An 18,849-nucleotide genomic window follows, 5' to 3' on the forward strand; every position below is an offset into this window, starting at 1 on the left:
GGCGACCGGTTAATTACGGGCGTCGGCGCCAATCGGATAAGGCCGGTTCGACAGACGAGGCTGCAAAACGGACAAGGCGGGGGAGTTGGCCGGCCACAAGCTGAATCAATCAGCGAGGTAGGGCGGCGGTCCCTGCGGCGTGATGTGAATCCACGCGGGAGATCGGAGACGATGCCAAGCTCTATGGCAATCGGCTGCGCATGCTTCGGGGCGGAATTCTGAGCGATGGACGCTGGTGTCGAAACCAGCACATCGGCCAACCGCAAAAGGGCAGTAAGCAGCCAAGCCTCGAACTATAGCACGATTTTTTGCAGTGCGCAAAAAGTGCATGCATGGGCTGTATTACAACGGGTTGCCGGAATGAGGGCGCGTCCTATACTCAGATCACCGGCCATTCTCGGTCGGCAAGGGGCGGATGATGGAATTCCCTATGGCCTTCTCCAACCTATACCTGTTGCTCGCCGTCTGCGTGGCGGGTGTGATCGGACTGGTGTCTGCGCCACTGGCGATCCGAGGTGCGCGGGTAGGGATCCGCGTGCTGCTGACGATCATTGGGGTGCTGATCGGGCTGCTCGTGCTCGAAGCGCTGCCGGTGTTGACCTAGATGGCCCGGGGCCATCCGCAGCCATAGGCCCGCCCGATTGTGGCGGGCCTCGTCGTTTTTCAGGCCGGGAAAACAAAAAGCCAGGTGATGTCTGCCTGGTTTTTTTTCGATGCGCTGGTCCCGCCGACAGGAATCAAGAGTTAACGCGATGATTGACCTTTTCTCGATTCGGTAAACTGCGATATTCCTTCGTGGCCTTAAATTTCTGGAGGCTTGCTCCGAGCGTTCTGGCTCAGACAAGTAACCTTTTGAGGTGTTTAGGGCGTCGGGCTGCAACGGTTGGGGAGGTGGGTGAAAACTATTGAGTAAGGCATGTTTGAAACGCTGCCACAAGTCTAGGCTAACGATGCACTAGTTTTTTCTGGATTGAGAAAGTTGCGGGCAGATTTTGCCAGCCTATTCTCGATTAACGAAAAGCTCAGCCAGGATACCAGGACAATGGCTGCGATCGCGAGCAGGAGGGTTGTCAGGAGTGGGAGTTCTAGAACTTGATAGGCGCGATACGCGAGACTCAGAATCAGCGCGTGACACAGGTAGGTTGAGTAAGACCAGTCTCCCAGACTTTTGGCGAAGCGTGCCTTGACGGCATACTTTTCGAGTGTGATGGTGCCAAAGACAATCATTGCGCAGGGTAGGCCTATCCATGCAAAGTTGTGGCCGATGCCGCCGTGTTCGCCAATGACAACCAGGCCAAAAAGAACCAGCAATGCACCTGCGGCGGCATTGGTTTTTTTCAATATCCCTTGCTTATAAGCCACGCCTATCAATACACCCAGCAAGAACTCAAGAACAATCGCGTCTCCGTAAAACGCAAAGGCACCTCCCAGTTTCGGTACCAGGAAGGTGAGCATGAGCACGCCGATAATCACGCACCCTGTGCGCAGCTTTGTCGGGGCGAACATGGCGAGAAGATAGATCGCATAGAAGACCATCTCATAGTTCAGTGTCCACCCAACAGTCAGCAGGGGGTACGGGCCTATGCCGGAAGGATTCATTGCAGGCACAAAGAACAGGCAGCGGATAAAAAATGGCCACTCGAATGTTGTGAGCGCTACGATCGTACTGTCAAAAAACAAGGCAATTGCGGTAAGGGCAGTGAAGATCCAATAGGCGGGTACGACGCGAACGATGCGATGCAGTAAGAACTCTCGCGGTGTTACGTGTGATTTTGAGCTCGATAGATAGATAACGAACCCGCTGATCACGAAGAACAGATCAACTCCATATGCGCCATAGTGGACAAAGAACTGGCTTATCTGGCTGTTGTCTCGAAAAGGGGGAAGCAGTTGTGTGACATGGTGGCCAACAACGATCCAGGCGGCCAAAGCACGGAGAATTTGGATTGAAATGAGCATTTCGGGTCTCAATTTTTTCCGCATCATACCCGAGTTTTTTTTGCCGATATCGGTATAGCTTTCTTGGGCAATTCGAGGGCTTGAGAGGCGAGGTCGGCCGTCTTTGTGAGTCCCCAGATTCTGCAGCCAGGCCACTACCCTCGTGCTCTTTGGGTGTATCCGGTGATGTCCCTTGGCGAATATCGCATTCGCTTGAGCGACTCTGGTGATTGATGCGTCGCAGGTGCGGTCCCAAATACCAAAATGCACCGGAACGTAGATCAAGGTCGGGCCGAAAACGCTCCGCACTCACACGCTATTAAGTGGTCCCGCCGACAGGAATCGAACCTGTATCTCACGCTTAGGAGGCGCGTGCACTATCCATTGTGCTACGGCGAGTGACCTGCCCCGGGTGACGCAAAAGGCCGCCCGAGCGAGCGGCGATTCTACGCAATTTGCCTCGCCAAGGCCAGATTGCCTAGGCCTTTGCAGCCTTCTCGGAAGCCGCTTCAACGGCCAGTGCCTCACGCCGGAAGTTGCGCGAGGCTGCGTGATAGAACGGCCGTGGGCAGAATTGCCGGGCCACGAACGAGGCCAGCAAGGTCGCCGCGAGTAAATGAAACATCATGTTCTGGCTGCGCGTCATCTCCATGACGATCACGCTCGCGGTGATGGGCGCCTGCGTGGCTGCCGCCAGGAAGGCGGCCATCGATACCAGCACCAACACGCGTTCGTCGGTCAGGCCGGCGGTGAGTTGCCACAGGTGCTGCCCCAGCCCCGCGCCGATCGCCAGCGATGGCGTGAAGATGCCGCCCGGAATGCCTGCAAAGTACGACGCCACAGTCGCGGCCAGCTTGGACACGCCAAACCAGTGCGTTTCGATCGAATGGCCGTTGAGCAGGGCGGCTACCTGCTCGTAGCCGGTGCCATAGGTGTCGCCATGCGTGCTGGCGCCAATGCATGCGAGGACGACGCCACAGCCAAACGCAGTCCACACCGGATGCCGCTGAACGCGCTGCCCGATGGCCGCAGGCAGGATCCCCGTGACACCGCCCAGCAACAGCTTGGCGAACAGTCCACCGAATACACCGCACACCAGCGCGGCCAGCACGATCCACGGCCAGGCCTCGCGCAGGAACAGGATGGGCTCGTGCACCTGGAAATACGGGTTGTTGCCTACGATGGCCAGCGACAGGAAACCCGAGGCCAGCACGCCCGCCAATACTAGGCGGTCCCACCGCAGGGAGGCGCCCTTGCCCAGTTCTTCAATGGCAAAGACCACGCCGGCCAGTGGCGTGTTGAACGCCGCCGCCAAGCCACCGGCCGCCCCGGCTGTCAGCAGGGCCTGTGCATGGAAACCGACGCGCACGCCAGCGCGATGCTGCCACCAAGAGCCCCAGGCCAGCATCGCTGCCGCACCCACCTGCACGGATGGCCCCTCGCGCCCGACGGATGCGCCCAGGAACAGTGCCGCCGCTGTCAGCCCGATCTTCCACAACGCCTGCGGAAAGGACACCAGCGTCGTCTGCGCTACCCCAAACGGCGGCAGATGCTGCGTGGCGATGACTTGTGGGATGCCGCTGCCGCGCGCTTGCGGTGCCACACGCAACGTCAGCCAGCGCAGCGCTGCCAACCCTGGTGGCAACAGTACGAAGGCCGCCCACGTGTAGTGCGTATGCAGGGCGCGTTGCCACGCCAGCGCGGTATCAGCCACCCACGAGAACACCAGCGAGAACACCGCTACACCCATCGCACCGGCCAAAAAAATGGCAAACCGCAGCCCGTTGCGCGACATGCGCGAGGTTTGCCGCAGTTTGCGATCAAAGGCGCGCAACAGGCGTTCACGCAAGGCCGCAAGCGGGGAGGAGGGTGGGGAAGGGGTGTCGCTCATGGGAGGGCTGCGGGGCTATCGGAACTGCGTGAAGTCTTGATGACGGTGGGGGTTCTGTCGGCCACGCCCCACAATTCGGAGGCGATTGTGGTGACGCAAACGCTAAATCGAACGAACGATCGGTCACCGAATCAGATTTAAGTATTACGAACTTTGCATGATTGTTCACGGAAGTTATGCTTCATCCCTCATCGGAAAAACCTCTTGGCGACCAACATGCTGACATCCGAGGAACGGGACGATCCGTGGACGGTGGAGTCGTCGCTGGATGCCCTGCTACCGAAGCAACGGCCTGGGACGATCGATCGCCCGATCTACTTTCGTCATACCGATACCCCAGACGGCCACGTCATCAAACAGTTCCCGGACGGCTCGCGCCAGCTCGTGCGCTTCGTCGGCCTGGAAGAACAGGTCGTCAAGCACTTCCTGTAAAGCCTCTTTCCCTTGTCGTCAGTGGACCGGCACGTCACGTTTGTGACGTGCCGTATGACATGCAGCGTTGTGTTTCCTGACGATGCGCTGCGTTGGTGAGCGACCTATCATTCGCGAATCATTTTGTATAAGCGATCGATACGTTCATGGGAAGTATGCAGGGGTTTGCGCCGGCTCAGCAGCCGGTCCGCGAAGAATGCGTTGGGGAGTTGACCGCTGTTGCACCGCCCGCCATCGACATGGTGGTGCCTTGGCCGGTACGTGAATGGGCGCCCGCCGTCACCGCAACCGAAACGATCGCCATGCGTGCTGCACTGGAGCGCGGCAACGTTCTACATTTTCCCGCCCTCGATTTTCCACTAAGCCCGCGCGAGCAGCGCTTTCTCGATGCGCGCTGGTCTGATGGCAAGACGAAAAACATCAACCTGCGCGCCAACGAAACCACCGTGCGCGGCGCGGTGGGTGCTCCCGTCGACTTGCGCGATCTTTCCGCGTTGATCCGTCGCTATGCCGATGCCGCCGAGCGCCTGGTGCTCACGCTGTTTCCCGACTACGGCCCACACCTCAAGCGCGCAGGCACTTCGCTGCGCTCCGCCGAGATTGCTGGGCGGCCAGTCAGCTGGCGCAAAGACGACACACGCCTGCATATCGATGCCTTTCCGTCGAACCCCTTGCACGGCCAGCGCCTTCTGCGTGTGTTCCACAACGTTGATCCGGATGCGCCGCGCATCTGGCGCGTTGGTGAACCGTTCGCGGATTTCGCGAAGCGTTTCGTACCGAAAACGCGTTGCATGCGGCCTGGCCAGTCGTGGTTGATGCACAAGCTGCATGTCACGAAGCGCCCGCGCTCGGATTACGACCATCGCATGCTGCAGCTGCATGACTTGGCGAAAGCCGATCTCCAGTACCAGCGCACCGCACCACAGCAGACTTTCGAATTTGCGCCAGGTGCGACGTGGGTGGTTTTCAGCGATCAGGCGCTGCATGCAGCCATGCGTGGCCGCGCGATGATGGAGCAGACCTTCTACCTCGGCCCGGCTGCGATTGCCGATCGCACGCACTCGCCGGAAGCCGTGCTCGCGCGCCTGCTCGGCAAGCCGCTGCGCTAGTCGCACAAAGAAAAACGCCGCCAAGCTTGGCGGCGTTGAACGTTCAAATACGGTGTTCAGTCGGCGACCTTGTCGCTGGGGTACTTGAACGAATCGCGTAGCAGGAAACTCATCGGAATGTCGAGCTTCGCGCCGTTGGGTGGAATCGGCTGCAGGAACCACTTCTTGTAGAGCTTCTCAGCCTCGTAGTCGAGGATGATGTTGGTCATCGCGCGGTCGACCATCCGCTTGAATTCGGCGTCGTCCTTGCTGAGCATGATCGCGTACGGCTCGATCGTCAGCATGTCGCCGACCACGGCGTAGTCACTCGGGTTCTTGGCGTTGGCACGAAAGCCGTAGAGCAGCACGTCGTCCATTGCAAAGGCATCAGCCTTGCCGGCTTCGACCATGGCGAAGGCCTCGCCGTGGTCCTTGGCTTCGATGATGTTCATGCCCAGCACGCGAGCGTCGTTCACCTTGCGCAACTCGGTGATGTTGGTGGTGCCCTTGGTCGAGACGACCGTTTTGCCGCGCAAGTCGTCCCATTTGCGGATGCCTGACGATGTCTTGACGATCATCCGGCTGCCCGCGATGTAGTGCGGGATGGTGAAGGCCACTTTCTCACGGCGCTCACGCGTGTTGGTGGTCGAACCGCATTCGACATCAGCCTTGCCTTCGGCAATGGTCGGGATACGCGAAGACGAGGTCACCATCACGTATTGGACTTTCAGGTCAGGGCGCTTGAGTTCGGTACGCAGCTTGTCGACCACGCGCAGGCAGAGATCCATCGCATAGCCGATGGGTTTCTTGTCCGCGTCGTAGAACGAGAAGGGTACGGAACTCTCGCGATGCGCAACGCGAACGGTGCCGGTGTCACGAATGCGGTCGAGAACGGGTGTGGCAGAGGCCAGAGCAGTGCCTGGCGCAAAGATGGACAGAGAAACGGAAAGCAGCGCTGCGATCAGCAGCGTGCGCTTGAAGCACAGCATGGTTGTATCCCCCGGAAAGAATGGCGGCCCGCCTTATCGTTATGTCCGGCTTGTGGCCGGAGAGCCTGCCGCATGATACGGCGCGACGAGCGAACCTGCAGGTCCGCACTTTTGCGCTGTTGTAAGCAGGCCGCAAGACTGGATTCCATGCTCTAGAAATCTGCTTGCAGGCGAGACGGGGTGCGTGCCTGACAGTGGTGCATGGCGCACATCAAGCGTGCGCAGTTTGCACTGCATCAGCCACGCGACTGGTGCGTCGCACCCTTGTGGTGTGGGGCGTGCGCACGCTTGACGCGGCATGCGTTGTTGCAGTGCAAATCCGCACGGGGCTTGGATTTGTGAGTAACCTCGGCGTTTTTCCCTACCGGGTTTGTCCTGACTGCCCGAGACGGACAAGGGGCGCTATGCTCCGGCCATGTCTTGTTCGCAAGGCATCGAGGAGAGACTCTTCCGGCCCGCCGAAAGCGGGCCGTTTTCTTTGGTGCGAACCTTTGACGCACCCGGTATCAGCGTTGCCGGGTTCAGCTTTGATTCGGCAACACATTGCCCGGCTGCGACGACTGCCGCGGCCAGTTCGAGAACGCAAAGATCCACAGCGCCACGAGGTTCACCAGCGGTACTAGCACCAGCAGCGTCCACCACTGCGAGAAGCCGGTCCGCAGCAAGACCTGCCGCACCGGAATGCCTACCACGATCAGGGCGATCAACAAGCCGAACAGTCCGCGCATCAGTGTTCCCCTTCGCTAACGTTGTGGGTGGAAGCAGCCGGAAAAGCGAGCCCGGCGGCACAAGCGTTATAGCACCGACGCGCGCAAGCGCAATGACACCGGATGGCTGTCGCGCGGGCCGACTACAATACGCGCCTTCCGGCCGCACGCGGCCCGCATCCTTTTCCATTCCAGCATGGCCCTGTTTTCCATTACCGATGCGCAACTGGCGTTCGGCCACGTGGCGCTGCTCGACCACACCGATTTCTCGCTGGAAGCTGGCGAGCGCGTTGGCCTGATCGGCCGCAACGGCACCGGCAAGTCGTCGCTGCTCAAGATCGTGGCAGGCACGACTGCGCCTGACGACGGCCTGATCGCCCGCCAGAGCGGCGTCACCTCAGCCTATGTGCCGCAGGAGCCCGTATTCGATCCTGATCAGACGGTGGCCGAAGCCGTTGCGCTGGGCGTGCCGCACGCCGCCGGCCTGCTCGCTGAATACGAGGCGCTGATCGCCTCCATGGGCGATGCGCACGATGACGAGGCGATGCATAAGCTGCACGCCCTGCAAGCGCAGCTCGACGCCGCAGATGCCTGGCAACTGCACACGCGTGTGGAAACGACCATCGCCCAGCTCGGCCTGCAGCCGGCCGCGCGCATCGGTTCGCTCTCGGGCGGGCTGACCAAGCGTGTTGCGCTGGCGCAGGCGCTGGTGGGCGCGCCCGACATTCTGTTGCTGGACGAGCCGACCAACCACCTCGACTACGATTCCATCCGCTGGCTGGAAGACTTGCTGCTCGCTTTCCGCGGCAGCGTGCTGTTCATCACGCACGATCGCGCGTTCCTCGACCGTGTCGCCACGCGCATCATCGAGCTGGATCGCGGCAAGCTGCGCTCGTACCCCGGCAACTTCACCGCGTATCAGGAGCGCAAGGCGCAGCAGTTGGAAGCCGAAGCGCTGGAAAACGCCCGCTTCGACAAGCTGCTCGCGCAGGAAGAAGTGTGGATTCGCAAGGGCGTGGAGGCGCGCCGCACGCGCAGCGTTGGCCGCGTCGCTCGCCTAGAGCAGATGCGTGTGGAGCGCCAGGCACGCCGTGAGGTACAGGGCAACGTCAAACTCGAAGTCTCGCAGGGCGACCGTTCCGGCAAGATCGTTGCCGAGCTGACCGACGTGACCAAGCGCTACGGCGACAAGATCGTGGTCGATAACTTCACCGCCACCATCATGCGCGGCGACAAGGTCGGCATTCTCGGCGCCAACGGTGTCGGCAAGACCACACTGCTCAAGCTGATCCTCGGCGAACTCGCGCCCGATTCGGGTTCGGTGCGCAACGGTACCAACCTGCAGGTGGCGTATTTCGACCAGATGCGCGCGCAGCTGGACCTGAACCGCTCGCTGGCCGACACCATCAGCCCCGGCAGCGACTGGATCGAAGTCAATGGCCAGCGCAAGCACGTGATGAGCTACCTGGGCGACTTCCTCTTCCCGCCCGAGCGGGCACGCTCGCCGGTGGCGTCGTTGTCGGGCGGCGAGCGGAACCGCCTGCTGCTGGCGCGTCTGTTCGCACGCCCGGCCAACGTGCTGGTGCTGGACGAACCGACCAACGATCTGGACATCGACACGCTGGAGCTGCTGGAAGAGCTGCTGCAGGAATACAGCGGTACGGTGTTCCTGGTCTCGCACGATCGCGCCTTTGTCGACAACGTCGTCACCTCGGTGATTGCGGCCGAGGGCGAGGGCCGCTGGCGTGAATACGTGGGCGGGTTCTCGGACTGGCAGATGCAATCGGCGCGCTCGGCGCAGATCGCGCAGGCTGCCAAGCCCGTCGCCGAAGAGAAGAAACCGGAGGCAGCCAAGCCGCGCGAGCGGGCCGCGGTCAAGCTCAGCTACAAGGAACAACGCGAGCTGGAAGCGCTGCCCGCCACCATCGAAGCGCTGGAGACCGAGCAGAAGCAGGTCAACGCCGAACTGGAGGACGGTACGATCTACGGACGTGACCCCGAGCGCGCCCAGAAGCTGGCCGAACGCCATGAGGCGATCGAGCTGGAGTTGCTGGAAGCGCTGGAGCGCTGGGAAGCACTCGAAGGCAAGCGCGCCGGTGCGGTGTGATTCCGATTCCGCAATAGTCCGTCAATATGTCAGCGGGATGTCGGCAGTGCGTCGCATCCCGATGCTGACGATCCCTCCGCATTGTTAAGGACGGCTTCCTTTACAATGCGCGCTGCATTCCGGTGCTCAGGGCAGACCCTGAGCCCGCCAGTTTTTCCGCCTTCCATGAGCAAAACCTCCCAATACAGCGAATCGTCGATCAAGGTCCTCAAGGGCCTGGAACCGGTCAAGCAACGGCCGGGCATGTACACGCGCACCGACAATCCCCTGCACATCGTGCAGGAAGTGATCGACAACGCCGCTGACGAGGCGTTGGGTGGCTTCGGCAAGCTGATTGCCGTAACGCTGCACAAGGACGGCAGCGTGAGCGTGGAAGACGAGGCGCGCGGCATTCCCGTCGGCATCCACCCGGAAGAGGGTGTGTCGGTGGTCGAGATCGTCTACACGCGCCTGCACGCGGGCGGTAAGTTCGACAAGGGCAGTGGCGGCGCGTATGCGTTCTCCGGCGGCCTGCACGGCGTGGGCGTGTCGGTCACGAACGCGCTGTCGACGCGACTGGAAGTGACGGTCTGGCGTGACGGCAATGTGTCGACGCTCACGTTCTCCGGCGGCGACGTCATCGAGCCGTTGGCCACCCGCAAGGCCGAGCGCGGCGAGAAGAAGAGCGGCACGCGCGTGCGCGCATGGCCGGACGCCAAGTATTTCGATTCCGAGAACATTCCGCAGGCCGAGCTGCAACGCCTGTTGCGAAGCAAGGCCGTGCTGCTGCCGGGCGTGAAGGTCACGCTCACGCTGGAGAAGTCCGGCGAGACCATCGAGTGGCAATACGCCGAGGGCCTGCGCGGCTATCTGGTGGAATCGCTCGCGCAGGGCAGCGGCGCTGAGCCGGTGATCCCCCTGTTCGAGGGCGAACATTTTGCCGACCCCGACAAGCCCGGCGAAGAAGGCTTTGCGCTGGGCGAGGGTGCCTCGTGGGTGGTGGCCTGGACGGAAGAGGGCTCGCCGGTGCGCGAGTCGTACGTCAACCTGATCCCGACGCCGGCCGGCGGTACGCATGAATCCGGTTTGCGGGAAGGCCTGTTCCAGGCTGTGAAGAGCTTTGTTGAGATGCACGCGCTGCAGCCCAAGGGCGTCAAGCTGATGCCTGAAGACGTGTTTGCGCGCGCCTCGTTCGTGCTGTCGGCCAAGGTGCTCGACCCGCAGTTCCAGGGCCAGATCAAGGAACGCCTGAACAGCCGCGATGCGGTGCGGCTCGTCTCCACCTTCAGCCGCCCCGCGCTGGAGCTGTGGCTGAACCAGCATGTCGAGCACGGCAAGAAGCTGGCCGAACTCGTCATCAAGCAGGCGCAGGCCCGCACCCGCGCGGCGCAGAAGGTCGAGAAGAAGAAGGGCTCCGGCGTGGCCGTGCTGCCCGGTAAGCTGACCGATTGCGAATCCGACGACGTCACCCGCAACGAACTGTTCCTGGTGGAGGGCGACTCCGCGGGCGGTTCCGCCAAGATGGGCCGTGACAAGGAGTTCCAGGCCATCCTGCCGTTGCGCGGCAAGGTGCTGAACACGTGGGAAACCGAGCGCGATCGTCTCTTCGCCAACAACGAAGTGCACGACATTGCGGTCGCCATCGGCGTGGACCCGCATGGCCCGACCGATACGGTTGACCTCTCGGGCCTGCGCTACGGCAAGATCTGCATCCTGTCCGACGCGGACGTGGATGGCGCGCACATCCAGGTGTTGCTGCTCACGTTGTTCTTCAAGCACTTCCCGCAACTGATCGACCGCGGGAATGTATGCGTGGCCCGCCCGCCGCTGTATCGTGTCGATGCGCCGGCGCGCGGCAAGAAGCCCGCGCAGAAGCTCTACGCGCTGGACGACGGCGAGCTCGAAGCCATTGAAGACAAGCTGCGCAAGGACGGCGTCAAGGAAGGCGCCTGGCAGATCTCCCGCTTCAAGGGCCTGGGCGAGATGAGTGCCGAGCAGCTTTGGGAAACCACCATGAACCCCGACACGCGTCGCCTGCTGCCCGTGGCATTGGGCGCGCTGGACCAGGAGCAGACCGTCAACATGATGAACATGCTGATGGGCAAGGGTGAAGCCGGCGCACGCCGCACGTGGCTGGAAGCGCGCGGCAACGAGGTTGAAGCCGATATCTGACAATCCACCGACAACGATGAAGCTGTTCTCGCGTTTCGCATTTGCATTGACGGCGCTGGCCCTGTTGGCCAGCCAGCCGGCGCGCGCGGACGTTTACGGCTACATCGACGAGAACGGCCTCGCGCACTTCGCCTCTGAACGGCTGGACGACCGCTACGTGCTCTTCATGAAGGGTGCGGCAGTGGCCGGCGGAGCGGATGACAAGAGCGATAACGCCATCGCACTGCCAGCCACCGAGTTGCCGGACGCCGATGCCTACCTTGCCGCCAGCAAGCGCGATGCGCTGGACAACGCTGGTGGCATGCGCCAGCGCCTCGTGCGCGCGGTGCTGCAGCACCCGAACGTGCCGACGGTCGAGCCGCTGATTCGCGAAGCAGCGAGCAAGCGCGGCATCGACCCCGCATTCGTGAAGGCCGTGATAGCCGCCGAGTCGGGTTTCAACCCGCAGGCCGTGTCGCCCAAGGGCGCGATCGGGCTGATGCAGGTGATTCCCGACACGGGCGCACGCTATGGCGTGACCGGAGACGCACGCCGCACCGCTGCACAGAAACTGGCCGACCCCAAGATCAACATCACCACGGGTGTGCGCTATTTGAGCGATCTGCTGCGCATGTTCTCCGGCAATCTTGAACTCGTGCTTGCCGCCTACAACGCGGGCGAGGGCGCCGTGCAGAAGCACGGCAACGACATCCCGCCCTATGCCGAGACGCAGAACTACGTGAAGACGGTGATGCAGTTCTACCGCTACTACAACCCGATGGCTGAGATGAACGGGGCGGGCGGCTTTATGACCGTGAGCGCCAACGGTGCCATGGTCACGCGCAAGCCCGGTCGCACTGGCCGGCCCGCGCGCATCGAAGTGGTACTGGACCCGGCCACCGGCGTGGTCACGAACGCACAACAACATTGATCCTGGCGGCGCGCCAATGCACTTGCAGCATGCGCGCCGCCTTCGCTTGAACTTCCATGGAACAACAAGACATCCTCTTCGACCCTAGCGAGCCGGCCGAAGCGCTCACGCTTGGCGCCTATGCCGAGCGCGCTTACCTCGACTATGCCGTCAGCGTGGTCAAGGGCCGCGCACTGCCCGAGGTGGCCGACGGCCAGAAGCCGGTGCAGCGCCGCATTCTGTTTGCAATGCATGAGATGGGTCTGCGTTCTGACGCCAAGCCCGTCAAATCGGCCCGCGTGGTGGGCGACGTGCTGGGTAAATTCCACCCGCACGGTGACCAATCCGCCTACGACGCGCTGGTGCGCCTCGCGCAGGATTTCTCGCTGCGCTACCCGCTGATCGACGGCCAGGGCAACTTCGGCTCGCGCGACGGCGATGGCGCAGCGGCGATGCGATACACCGAAGCGCGCCTCACGCCGATCTCGCGCCTGCTGCTCGAAGAGCTGGACCAGGGCACGGTCGACTTCATCCCGAACTACGACGGCTCGATGGACGAGCCGAAGCTGCTGCCGGCGCGCCTGCCGTTCGTGCTGCTCAACGGCGCATCGGGCATCGCGGTGGGCATGGCCACGGAGATCCCGTCGCACAACCTGCGCGAAGTGGCCACGGCCGCTGTCGCGCTCATCCGCGACGACAAGCTCACCAGCGCCGACCTGATGCAGTACATGCCGGGTCCGGACTATCCAGGCGGCGGTCAGATCATCTCGTCGCCGGCGGACATCGCCCAGGTGTACGAGACCGGCCGCGGCAGCCTGAAGGTGCGTGCGCGCTGGAAGATTGAAGAGCTCGCACGCGGCCAGTGGCAACTGGTGGTCAACGAACTGCCGCCCAACACCTCGTCGCAGAAGGTGCTGGAAGAGATTGAAGAGCTGACCAACCCGAAGGTGCGCACCGGCAAGAAGTCGCTGTCGCCGGATCAGCTCACCATGAAGCAGACCATGCTCGGCCTGCTCGATGCGGTGCGCGACGAGTCTGGCAAGGATGCGCCGGTGCGTCTGGTGTTCGAGCCTAAGAGCAAGAACATCGACCAGCAGGAGTTTGCCAATTCGCTGCTGGCGCATACGTCCCTGGAGCAGGGTGCCTCTATTAACCTGGTGATGATCGGCATGGATGGCCGGCCGCGTCAGAAGGGCCTGGCCGAGATCCTGCGCGAATGGATCAGCTACCGCTTTGCCACGGTCACGCGCCGCACGCGCCATCGTCTGGGCAAGGTGGAAGACCGCATCCACATCCTCGAAGGCCGGCAGATGGTGCTGCTGCGCATCGAGGACGTGATTCGCATCATCCGCGAGAGCGACGAGCCCAAGGCCGCGCTCATCCAGGCCTTCAACCTGAGCGATCGCCAGGCGGAAGACATCCTGGAAATTCGCCTGCGTCAGTTGGCACGCCTGGAAGCCATCAAGATCGAGCAGGAACTGAAGAACCTGCGCGAAGAGCAGTCCGAGCTGGACGTGCTGCTGAAGTCCGAGACCATGATGCGCCGTCGCATCATCAAGGAGATCGAGACCGACGCGAAGCAATACGGCGACGATCGCCGCACGCTCATCCAGGAAGAACGCCGCGCCGCCGCCGAGGTGAAGGTCATCGACGAGCCCGTCACGGTGGTCGTCTCGCAGAAGGGCTGGGTGCGTACGCGTCAGGGCCATGGCCACGACGCCACGCAGTTCGGCTTCAAGGCGGGCGACACGCTGTACGACACCTTTGAGTGCCGCACGACCGATGCGCTGCTGATCTTCGGCACGCGCGACGATAAGGGCACGGGCCGCGTCTATTCCGTGGCCGTGGCCAACCTGCCGGGCGGCCGTGGCGACGGTGTGCCGCTGACCACGCTGATCGAGTTGGCACCGGGCACGCATATCGCCCACACGTTCGCGGGCCATGCCGAGCAGAACCTCGTGATCTCCACGCGCGGCGGCAATGGCTTCATGGCCAAGGTGGGCGACATGGTCGGCCGCCAGAAGGCCGGCAAGGCGTTCCTGACGCTGGATGAGGGTGACCAACCCAACAAGCCGGCTGCGGCGCCGGAAGATGCGTACGGCGTGGCCTGCCTGTCGGAAGGCGGGCGCATGCTGCTGTTCCAGATCAGCGAGCTGAAGACGCTCGCCAGCGGTGGCCGCGGCGTAATCCTGATGGAGCTGGAGAAGAACGAAACGCTGCTGCAGGCGCTGGCCTTCGGTGCAGCCGGCTTCGTGCTCTCGGGCACCGGCCCGCGTGGCGGCAAGGCGGTCGAGCAGACCATGACGACGCGCGCGCAAGAGGCGTACGCCGGCAAGCGCGCACGCAAGGGCAAGACGCTGGAGCCCAAGCTGCGCGAACCGAAGCTGTCGTTGCCCAAGCCTGCGCCAGAAACTGCTTGATTTGTCGCCTGAATCAATGACCGACCTGAGCGCCGAGCCTGACACCAACGCCGCCATCCAGGCAGCAAACGTTCCATCGTGCAGCAAGCTCTTCACCGAGTTTGCGCGCATGGGGTTGTCAGGCTTCGGCGGCGTGCTGCCGTTCGCGCGCGCGGGCATTGTCGACCGCAATGGCTGGCTCTCCAACGCCGAGTTTGCCGAGCTGCTGAGCCTGGGCCAGGTGCTGCCCGGCCCCAACGTCGTCAACCTCTCGGTGATGCTCGGCTACCGCTACCACGGCGTGCGAGGGGCGGCTGCCGCGATGTCGGGGCTGGTGCTGGTGCCCGCCGTGCTGCTGCTGTTGATCGTCATGCTGTACGACCACTTCAGCGCGTTGTCCCTGGTGCAGAACCTGCTCAAGGGCATGGCGGCGGTAGCGGCGGGGCTGGTGCTGTCGACAGCAATCCGGCTGGCGCAAGGGCAGTCGCGCACGTGGCGTGCCATCGGCATCGGCCTGGCGGTGTTCCTGGCGATTGGCGTGCTGCAATGGCCGCTGCTGCCGGTCATGCTGGTGCTGATTCCGCTGGCGCTCGTGCTGGAGTGGAGGGCAACGCGATGAGCTACCTCTCCACGTTGTTCGACCTGTTCTGGCACTTCCTGACGTTGTCGTTTCTCGCCATTGGTGGGGCCAGCTCAACGCTGCCCGACATGCATCGCTTCCTGGTCGACACGCGGCACTACATGACCAGCGAGCAGTTGAGCGCCATGTATGCCATCTCGCAGGCTGCGCCGGGGCCGAACGTGCTGTTTGTCGAGTTGTTCGGCTGGCAGTCGGCTGGGCTGGGCGGTGCGATTGTCGCGCTGGTGGGCATCTGCGGGCCGTCCTGCGTGATTGCGGGTGTCATCGCCCGTGTCATGGATCGCGCCCCCGACGCCCGCTGGGTCACGCTCATCCGCCGTGGACTGGCACCGCTGACCATCGGCCTGATGTTCGCCACGGGTTGGGTGCTGACGCGCGGGGCAGACCACAGCATCGGCACTATCGTGCTGACGGTGGCGACCGTACTGGCATGCACCTTCACGCGCGTGCATCCGCTACTGCTGGTGGGGCTTGGTGCGCTCGTGGGCGGGCTGGGCTGGGTCTAGCGTCTAAGGGCGGGCGCGATTGCATCGGCGGCGCAGTCTTCATCGCAGGCGATCTCAAAGGCGAACTGGGTTCGCCTTTTTTCTTGGCCTGTGATTCGAAAAAATCGGGTCGCCGCCACTTCCTGTTCGCGAACCTCGGGAACACCCTAGTGCAACTCGTCTTGTATATACAAGAGTATACGAATTATTGCGATGTTGCTTAGATAAGGTGGCTATGCTTCGGCGCGCGTGCTGTCGCGTGTCTGGCTCGCGCTGCGCTGGCGTAAGGCGGACGAAGATCCGCACGCCGCAGCCCGCCCCAACGGCCACCTCGCTTACCCAGACAGGACAGGAGACAGATTGGAACACCTTCAACGCAACCTGCGCGCGCGGCATATCCGCTTTCTCGCGCTCGGTTCGGCCATCGGTACGGGCCTTTTCTATGGATCCGCATCGGCCATTCAGCTCGCCGGGCCGGCGGTGATCCTGGCGTACATCCTCGGTGGCGCGGCCGTCTACATGGTGATGCGCGCGCTGGGTGAAATGGCGGTGCGGCAGCCGGTCTCGGGCTCGTTCGGGCGCTATGCACGCGACAACCTCGGGCCGCTCGCCGGCTTCCTCACGGGGTGGACGTACATCCTCGAAATGGTGATCGTCTGCCTGGCAGACGTGACCGCCTTCGGCATCTACATGGGCTTCTGGTTTCCCGATGTGCCGCAGTGGATCTGGGTGCTCGGCATCGTCATGCTGATCTGCGCGCTGAACCTGTGCAACGTCAAGGTGTTCGGCGAGATGGAGTTCTGGCTCGCGCTCATCAAGATCGTGGCGATTGGCGCGATGATCGTCGGCGGCATCGCGATCCTGTTCCTCGGCGTGCAGATGAACGGCGAGCACGCGCCCGGCCTGAGCAATCTGTGGGCACACGGCGGCTTTCTGCCGCACGGTGTCGGCGGTCTCGTCGCCTCGCTTGCGGTGGTGATGTTTGCCTATGGCGGCGTCGAGATCATCGGCATCACCGGCGGTGAAGCGCAGAACCCCGAGAAGGTCATCCCCAAGGCGATCAACGCCGTGCCCGCGCGCATCCTGCTGTTCTATGTGCTGACGATGTGCGTGCTGATGGCGATCTTCCCGTGGACCGGCATCGGCGGCCAGGGCAGCCCGTTCGTGCAGATCTTCTCCGGCCTGGGCATCAAGTCGGCCGCGGCGATCCTCAACCTGATCGTCATCTCGGCGGCCATCTCGGCCATCAACAGCAACATCTTCGGCGCGGGCCGCATGATGTACGGCATGGCCGAGCAGGGCCAGGCGCCGCGCATCTTTGCCGCAACGTCCCGCCACGGCGTGCCCTGGGTGACGGTGCTGACCATGGCCGGCGCGCTGCTGGGCGGCGTGGTGCTGAACTACCTGATTCCTGAGAACGTGTTCCTGATCATCGCGTCCATCGCCACCTTCGCGACCGTGTGGGTATGGCTGATGATCCTGCTGTCGCAGGTGGCGATGCGCCGCCGCCTGTCGGCCGAGGAAGTGCACGCGCTCAAGTTCAAGGTGCCGCTGTGGCCGGTCGGTCCGGCACTCGCCATCGCCTTCATGCTGTTCGTGATCGGTGTGCTGGGCTACATGGAAGACACCCGTGTGGCGCTGTACGTCGGGGCAGGCTGGGTGTCGCTGGTATCGGCTGCGTGGTACCTCCGCGTCAAGCCGACCGCAAACGGCACCCTCGCCAACGAGGCGCGCGGGACATAAGCCGAATTCAATGAAACGAGACGGGCAGCGCAGTCGCTGTCCGATCCGCATTTCCTGCAGGAGACCCCCATGTCCAACCCCATCACCGCCCCGGCCAGCGGCACACCCACGGGTGCGCAGGCCATGGCGCACCAGCGCCCGCTGTCACGCCCGCGTGCGATTGCCGCCATCACCATCGGCAACGGCCTCGAGTTTTATGACTTCGTGGTCTACAGCTTCTTTGCCACGCTGATCGGCCGGCTGTACTTTCCGGTCGGCAACGCGACGGGGCAGTTGCTGATGTCCTTCGCCACGTTTGGCGTGGGCTTTCTGATGCGGCCGCTCGGCGGGTTGCTGATCGGCATGTACGCCGACCGCGCAGGCCGCAAGCCGGCCGTGGCGCTCACGCTGTGGCTGATGGGCCTGTCGTCGCTGATCTTCGTGGTGACGCCGACGTATGCGCAGATCGGCATCATGGCGCCAGTGCTGGTGGTGCTTGCGCGGCTCGTGCAGGGCTTTGCCATCGGCGGCGAGATGGGCGCCTCGACCGCGCTGCTACTTGAATACGCGGACGACCGTTCGCGCGGCTTCTACACCAGCTGGCAGCCGTTCAGCCAGGGGCTTGCCGCGCTGTTCGGCGCGCTGGTGGGTTTGCTGCTGAGCAACGTGCTGGCACCGGCGCAACTGGAGTCGTGGGGCTGGCGGGTTGCGTTCCTGATCGGCATTCTCGTGATCCCGGTCGGCCTCATCATCCGCCGTCGTCTGGAGGAGACCGCCGCGCCGCACAGCGAGCGTGAAGCCGATGCAACGCTGCCGCTCCTGCGTGAACACCGCCGCGCGCTGGTGGCGAGCATCCTGCTGATGATCGGCGTGGCCTCGTCGACGTACATCATCGTCTACTACCTCAGCAACTACGCCGTCAGCGTGCTGCACATGCCGCTGTCGCTGGGTATCTGGGCGGCGTGCGTCGCTTCCGTGGTGCAGGTGCTGCTGTCACCGTTCGCGGGCTGGCTCGCAGATCAAGTTGGGCGCCGCAAGGTGGTGCTGTGGTCGCGCGTGGCGCTGCTGGTCATGGTCTATCCGGCCTTCGCGCTGATCAACGCCGAGCCCTCGCTGGCGCGACTGCTGATCGTGGTGGGCTGCCTGTCGGTGCCGATGTCGATGACTTCGCCGGCGTCGATGGTGCTCGTGAGCGAGGTGCTGCCGCAGCGGCTGCGCGCCACGGGGCTGTCGATTGCCTACTGCGTTGCGATCGCCATCTTTGGCGGCTTCGCACAGTTCTTTTCGACCGAGCTGATCCAGCTCACCGGCAATGCGAACGCGCCCGCGCTCTACGTGATCGGCTGCGGGCTGGTGTCGCTGATCGGCCTGGCGATGGTGCCGGAAACGCTGGGACGCAGGCTGTCGTAAG

Annotated in this window: 14 protein-coding genes, 1 tRNA gene and 3 pseudogenes; 13 read left to right on the plus strand and 5 right to left on the minus strand. The window is 63.1% G+C overall.

What is annotated here, in order from left to right; all coding sequences use genetic code 11:
- Window positions 1–415 precede the first annotated feature (415 nt).
- On the plus strand, window positions 416–604 hold the full coding sequence (locus ACS13N_RS12700) for a hypothetical protein (RefSeq protein ID WP_039596328.1): 189 nt from the start codon (window positions 416–418) through the stop codon (window positions 602–604).
- 335 nt (window positions 605–939) lie between these two features.
- Here the strand turns inward: ACS13N_RS12700 and ACS13N_RS12705 are convergent, their stop codons facing one another.
- The 3 genes from ACS13N_RS12705 to ACS13N_RS12715 form a co-directional block, all read right to left on the minus strand.
- On the minus strand, window positions 940–2,223 hold the full coding sequence (locus ACS13N_RS12705; protein WP_438931981.1) for an acyltransferase family protein: 1,284 nt from the start codon (window positions 2,221–2,223) through the stop codon (window positions 940–942).
- Window positions 2,224–2,262: 39 nt separating this feature from the next.
- Window positions 2,263–2,337 (minus strand) — tRNA-Arg (locus ACS13N_RS12710).
- A gap of 79 nt (window positions 2,338–2,416) precedes the next feature.
- On the minus strand, window positions 2,417–3,829 hold the full coding sequence (locus ACS13N_RS12715) for a chloride channel protein (protein ID WP_438931982.1): 1,413 nt from the start codon (window positions 3,827–3,829) through the stop codon (window positions 2,417–2,419).
- A 204-nt stretch (window positions 3,830–4,033) separates the two neighbouring features.
- Between ACS13N_RS12715 and ACS13N_RS12720 the strand changes: the two genes are divergently transcribed.
- Window positions 4,034–4,261 carry a hypothetical protein gene (locus tag ACS13N_RS12720; protein ID WP_438931983.1) on the plus strand — a complete coding sequence of 76 codons (228 nt, stop codon included), beginning with the start codon at window positions 4,034–4,036 and terminating at the stop codon, window positions 4,259–4,261.
- Window positions 4,262–4,407: 146 nt separating this feature from the next.
- Window positions 4,408–5,370, plus strand: a complete 963-nt coding sequence (locus tag ACS13N_RS12725; protein ID WP_438931984.1) for a Kdo hydroxylase family protein — start codon at window positions 4,408–4,410, stop codon at window positions 5,368–5,370.
- 56 nt (window positions 5,371–5,426) lie between these two features.
- Here ACS13N_RS12725 and ACS13N_RS12730 read toward each other — a convergent pair whose 3' ends face one another.
- Together ACS13N_RS12730 and ACS13N_RS12735 are read right to left on the minus strand one after the other, a co-directional pair.
- A complete protein-coding gene (locus tag ACS13N_RS12730) occupies window positions 5,427–6,338 on the minus strand; it encodes an amino acid ABC transporter substrate-binding protein (protein ID WP_438931985.1) in 912 nt (303 codons plus the stop codon).
- Window positions 6,339–6,859: 521 nt separating this feature from the next.
- Entirely contained in the window at window positions 6,860–7,066 is a 207-nt protein-coding gene (locus ACS13N_RS12735; protein ID WP_438931986.1) for a hypothetical protein, read from the minus strand.
- Between the two features lie 175 nt (window positions 7,067–7,241).
- On the opposite strand from ACS13N_RS12735, the pseudogene ACS13N_RS12740 reads away from it, so the two are divergent.
- The 10 genes and pseudogenes from ACS13N_RS12740 to ACS13N_RS12785 form a co-directional block, all read left to right on the plus strand.
- A pseudogene (locus ACS13N_RS12740) lies at window positions 7,242–8,075 on the plus strand (ABC-F family ATP-binding cassette domain-containing protein); the annotation flags it as partial.
- Window positions 8,076–8,276: 201 nt separating this feature from the next.
- Window positions 8,277–8,588: pseudogene (locus tag ACS13N_RS12745) on the plus strand (ATP-binding cassette domain-containing protein); the annotation flags it as partial.
- Between the two features lie 345 nt (window positions 8,589–8,933).
- A pseudogene (locus tag ACS13N_RS12750) lies at window positions 8,934–9,152 on the plus strand (ABC transporter ATP-binding protein); the annotation flags it as partial.
- A 165-nt stretch (window positions 9,153–9,317) separates the two neighbouring features.
- A complete protein-coding gene (locus tag ACS13N_RS12755; RefSeq protein WP_438931987.1) occupies window positions 9,318–11,303 on the plus strand; it encodes a DNA topoisomerase IV subunit B in 1,986 nt (661 codons plus the stop codon).
- Between the two features lie 16 nt (window positions 11,304–11,319).
- Window positions 11,320–12,213: a lytic transglycosylase domain-containing protein gene (locus tag ACS13N_RS12760; protein ID WP_438931988.1), complete on the plus strand. Its 894-nt coding sequence runs from the start codon at window positions 11,320–11,322 to the stop codon at window positions 12,211–12,213.
- A gap of 56 nt (window positions 12,214–12,269) precedes the next feature.
- Window positions 12,270–14,612, plus strand: a complete 2,343-nt coding sequence (parC, locus tag ACS13N_RS12765; protein ID WP_438931989.1) for a DNA topoisomerase IV subunit A — start codon at window positions 12,270–12,272, stop codon at window positions 14,610–14,612.
- A gap of 16 nt (window positions 14,613–14,628) precedes the next feature.
- Entirely contained in the window at window positions 14,629–15,210 is a 582-nt protein-coding gene (locus ACS13N_RS12770; protein WP_438931990.1) for a chromate transporter, read from the plus strand.
- A complete protein-coding gene (locus ACS13N_RS12775) occupies window positions 15,207–15,737 on the plus strand; it encodes a chromate transporter (protein WP_438931991.1) in 531 nt (176 codons plus the stop codon). The genes ACS13N_RS12770 and ACS13N_RS12775 overlap by 4 nt, the downstream gene beginning before the upstream one ends.
- 339 nt (window positions 15,738–16,076) lie before the next feature.
- Entirely contained in the window at window positions 16,077–17,459 is a 1,383-nt protein-coding gene (locus ACS13N_RS12780) for an amino acid permease (protein WP_438931992.1), read from the plus strand.
- A gap of 123 nt (window positions 17,460–17,582) precedes the next feature.
- Window positions 17,583–18,848 carry an MFS transporter gene (locus ACS13N_RS12785; RefSeq protein ID WP_438932849.1) on the plus strand — a complete coding sequence of 422 codons (1,266 nt, stop codon included), beginning with the start codon at window positions 17,583–17,585 and terminating at the stop codon, window positions 18,846–18,848.
- Window position 18,849: the final 1 nt, after the last annotated feature.

This window comes from Ralstonia sp. 24A2 (assembly GCF_051783885.1).
GTDB lineage: Bacteria > Pseudomonadota > Gammaproteobacteria > Burkholderiales > Burkholderiaceae > Ralstonia.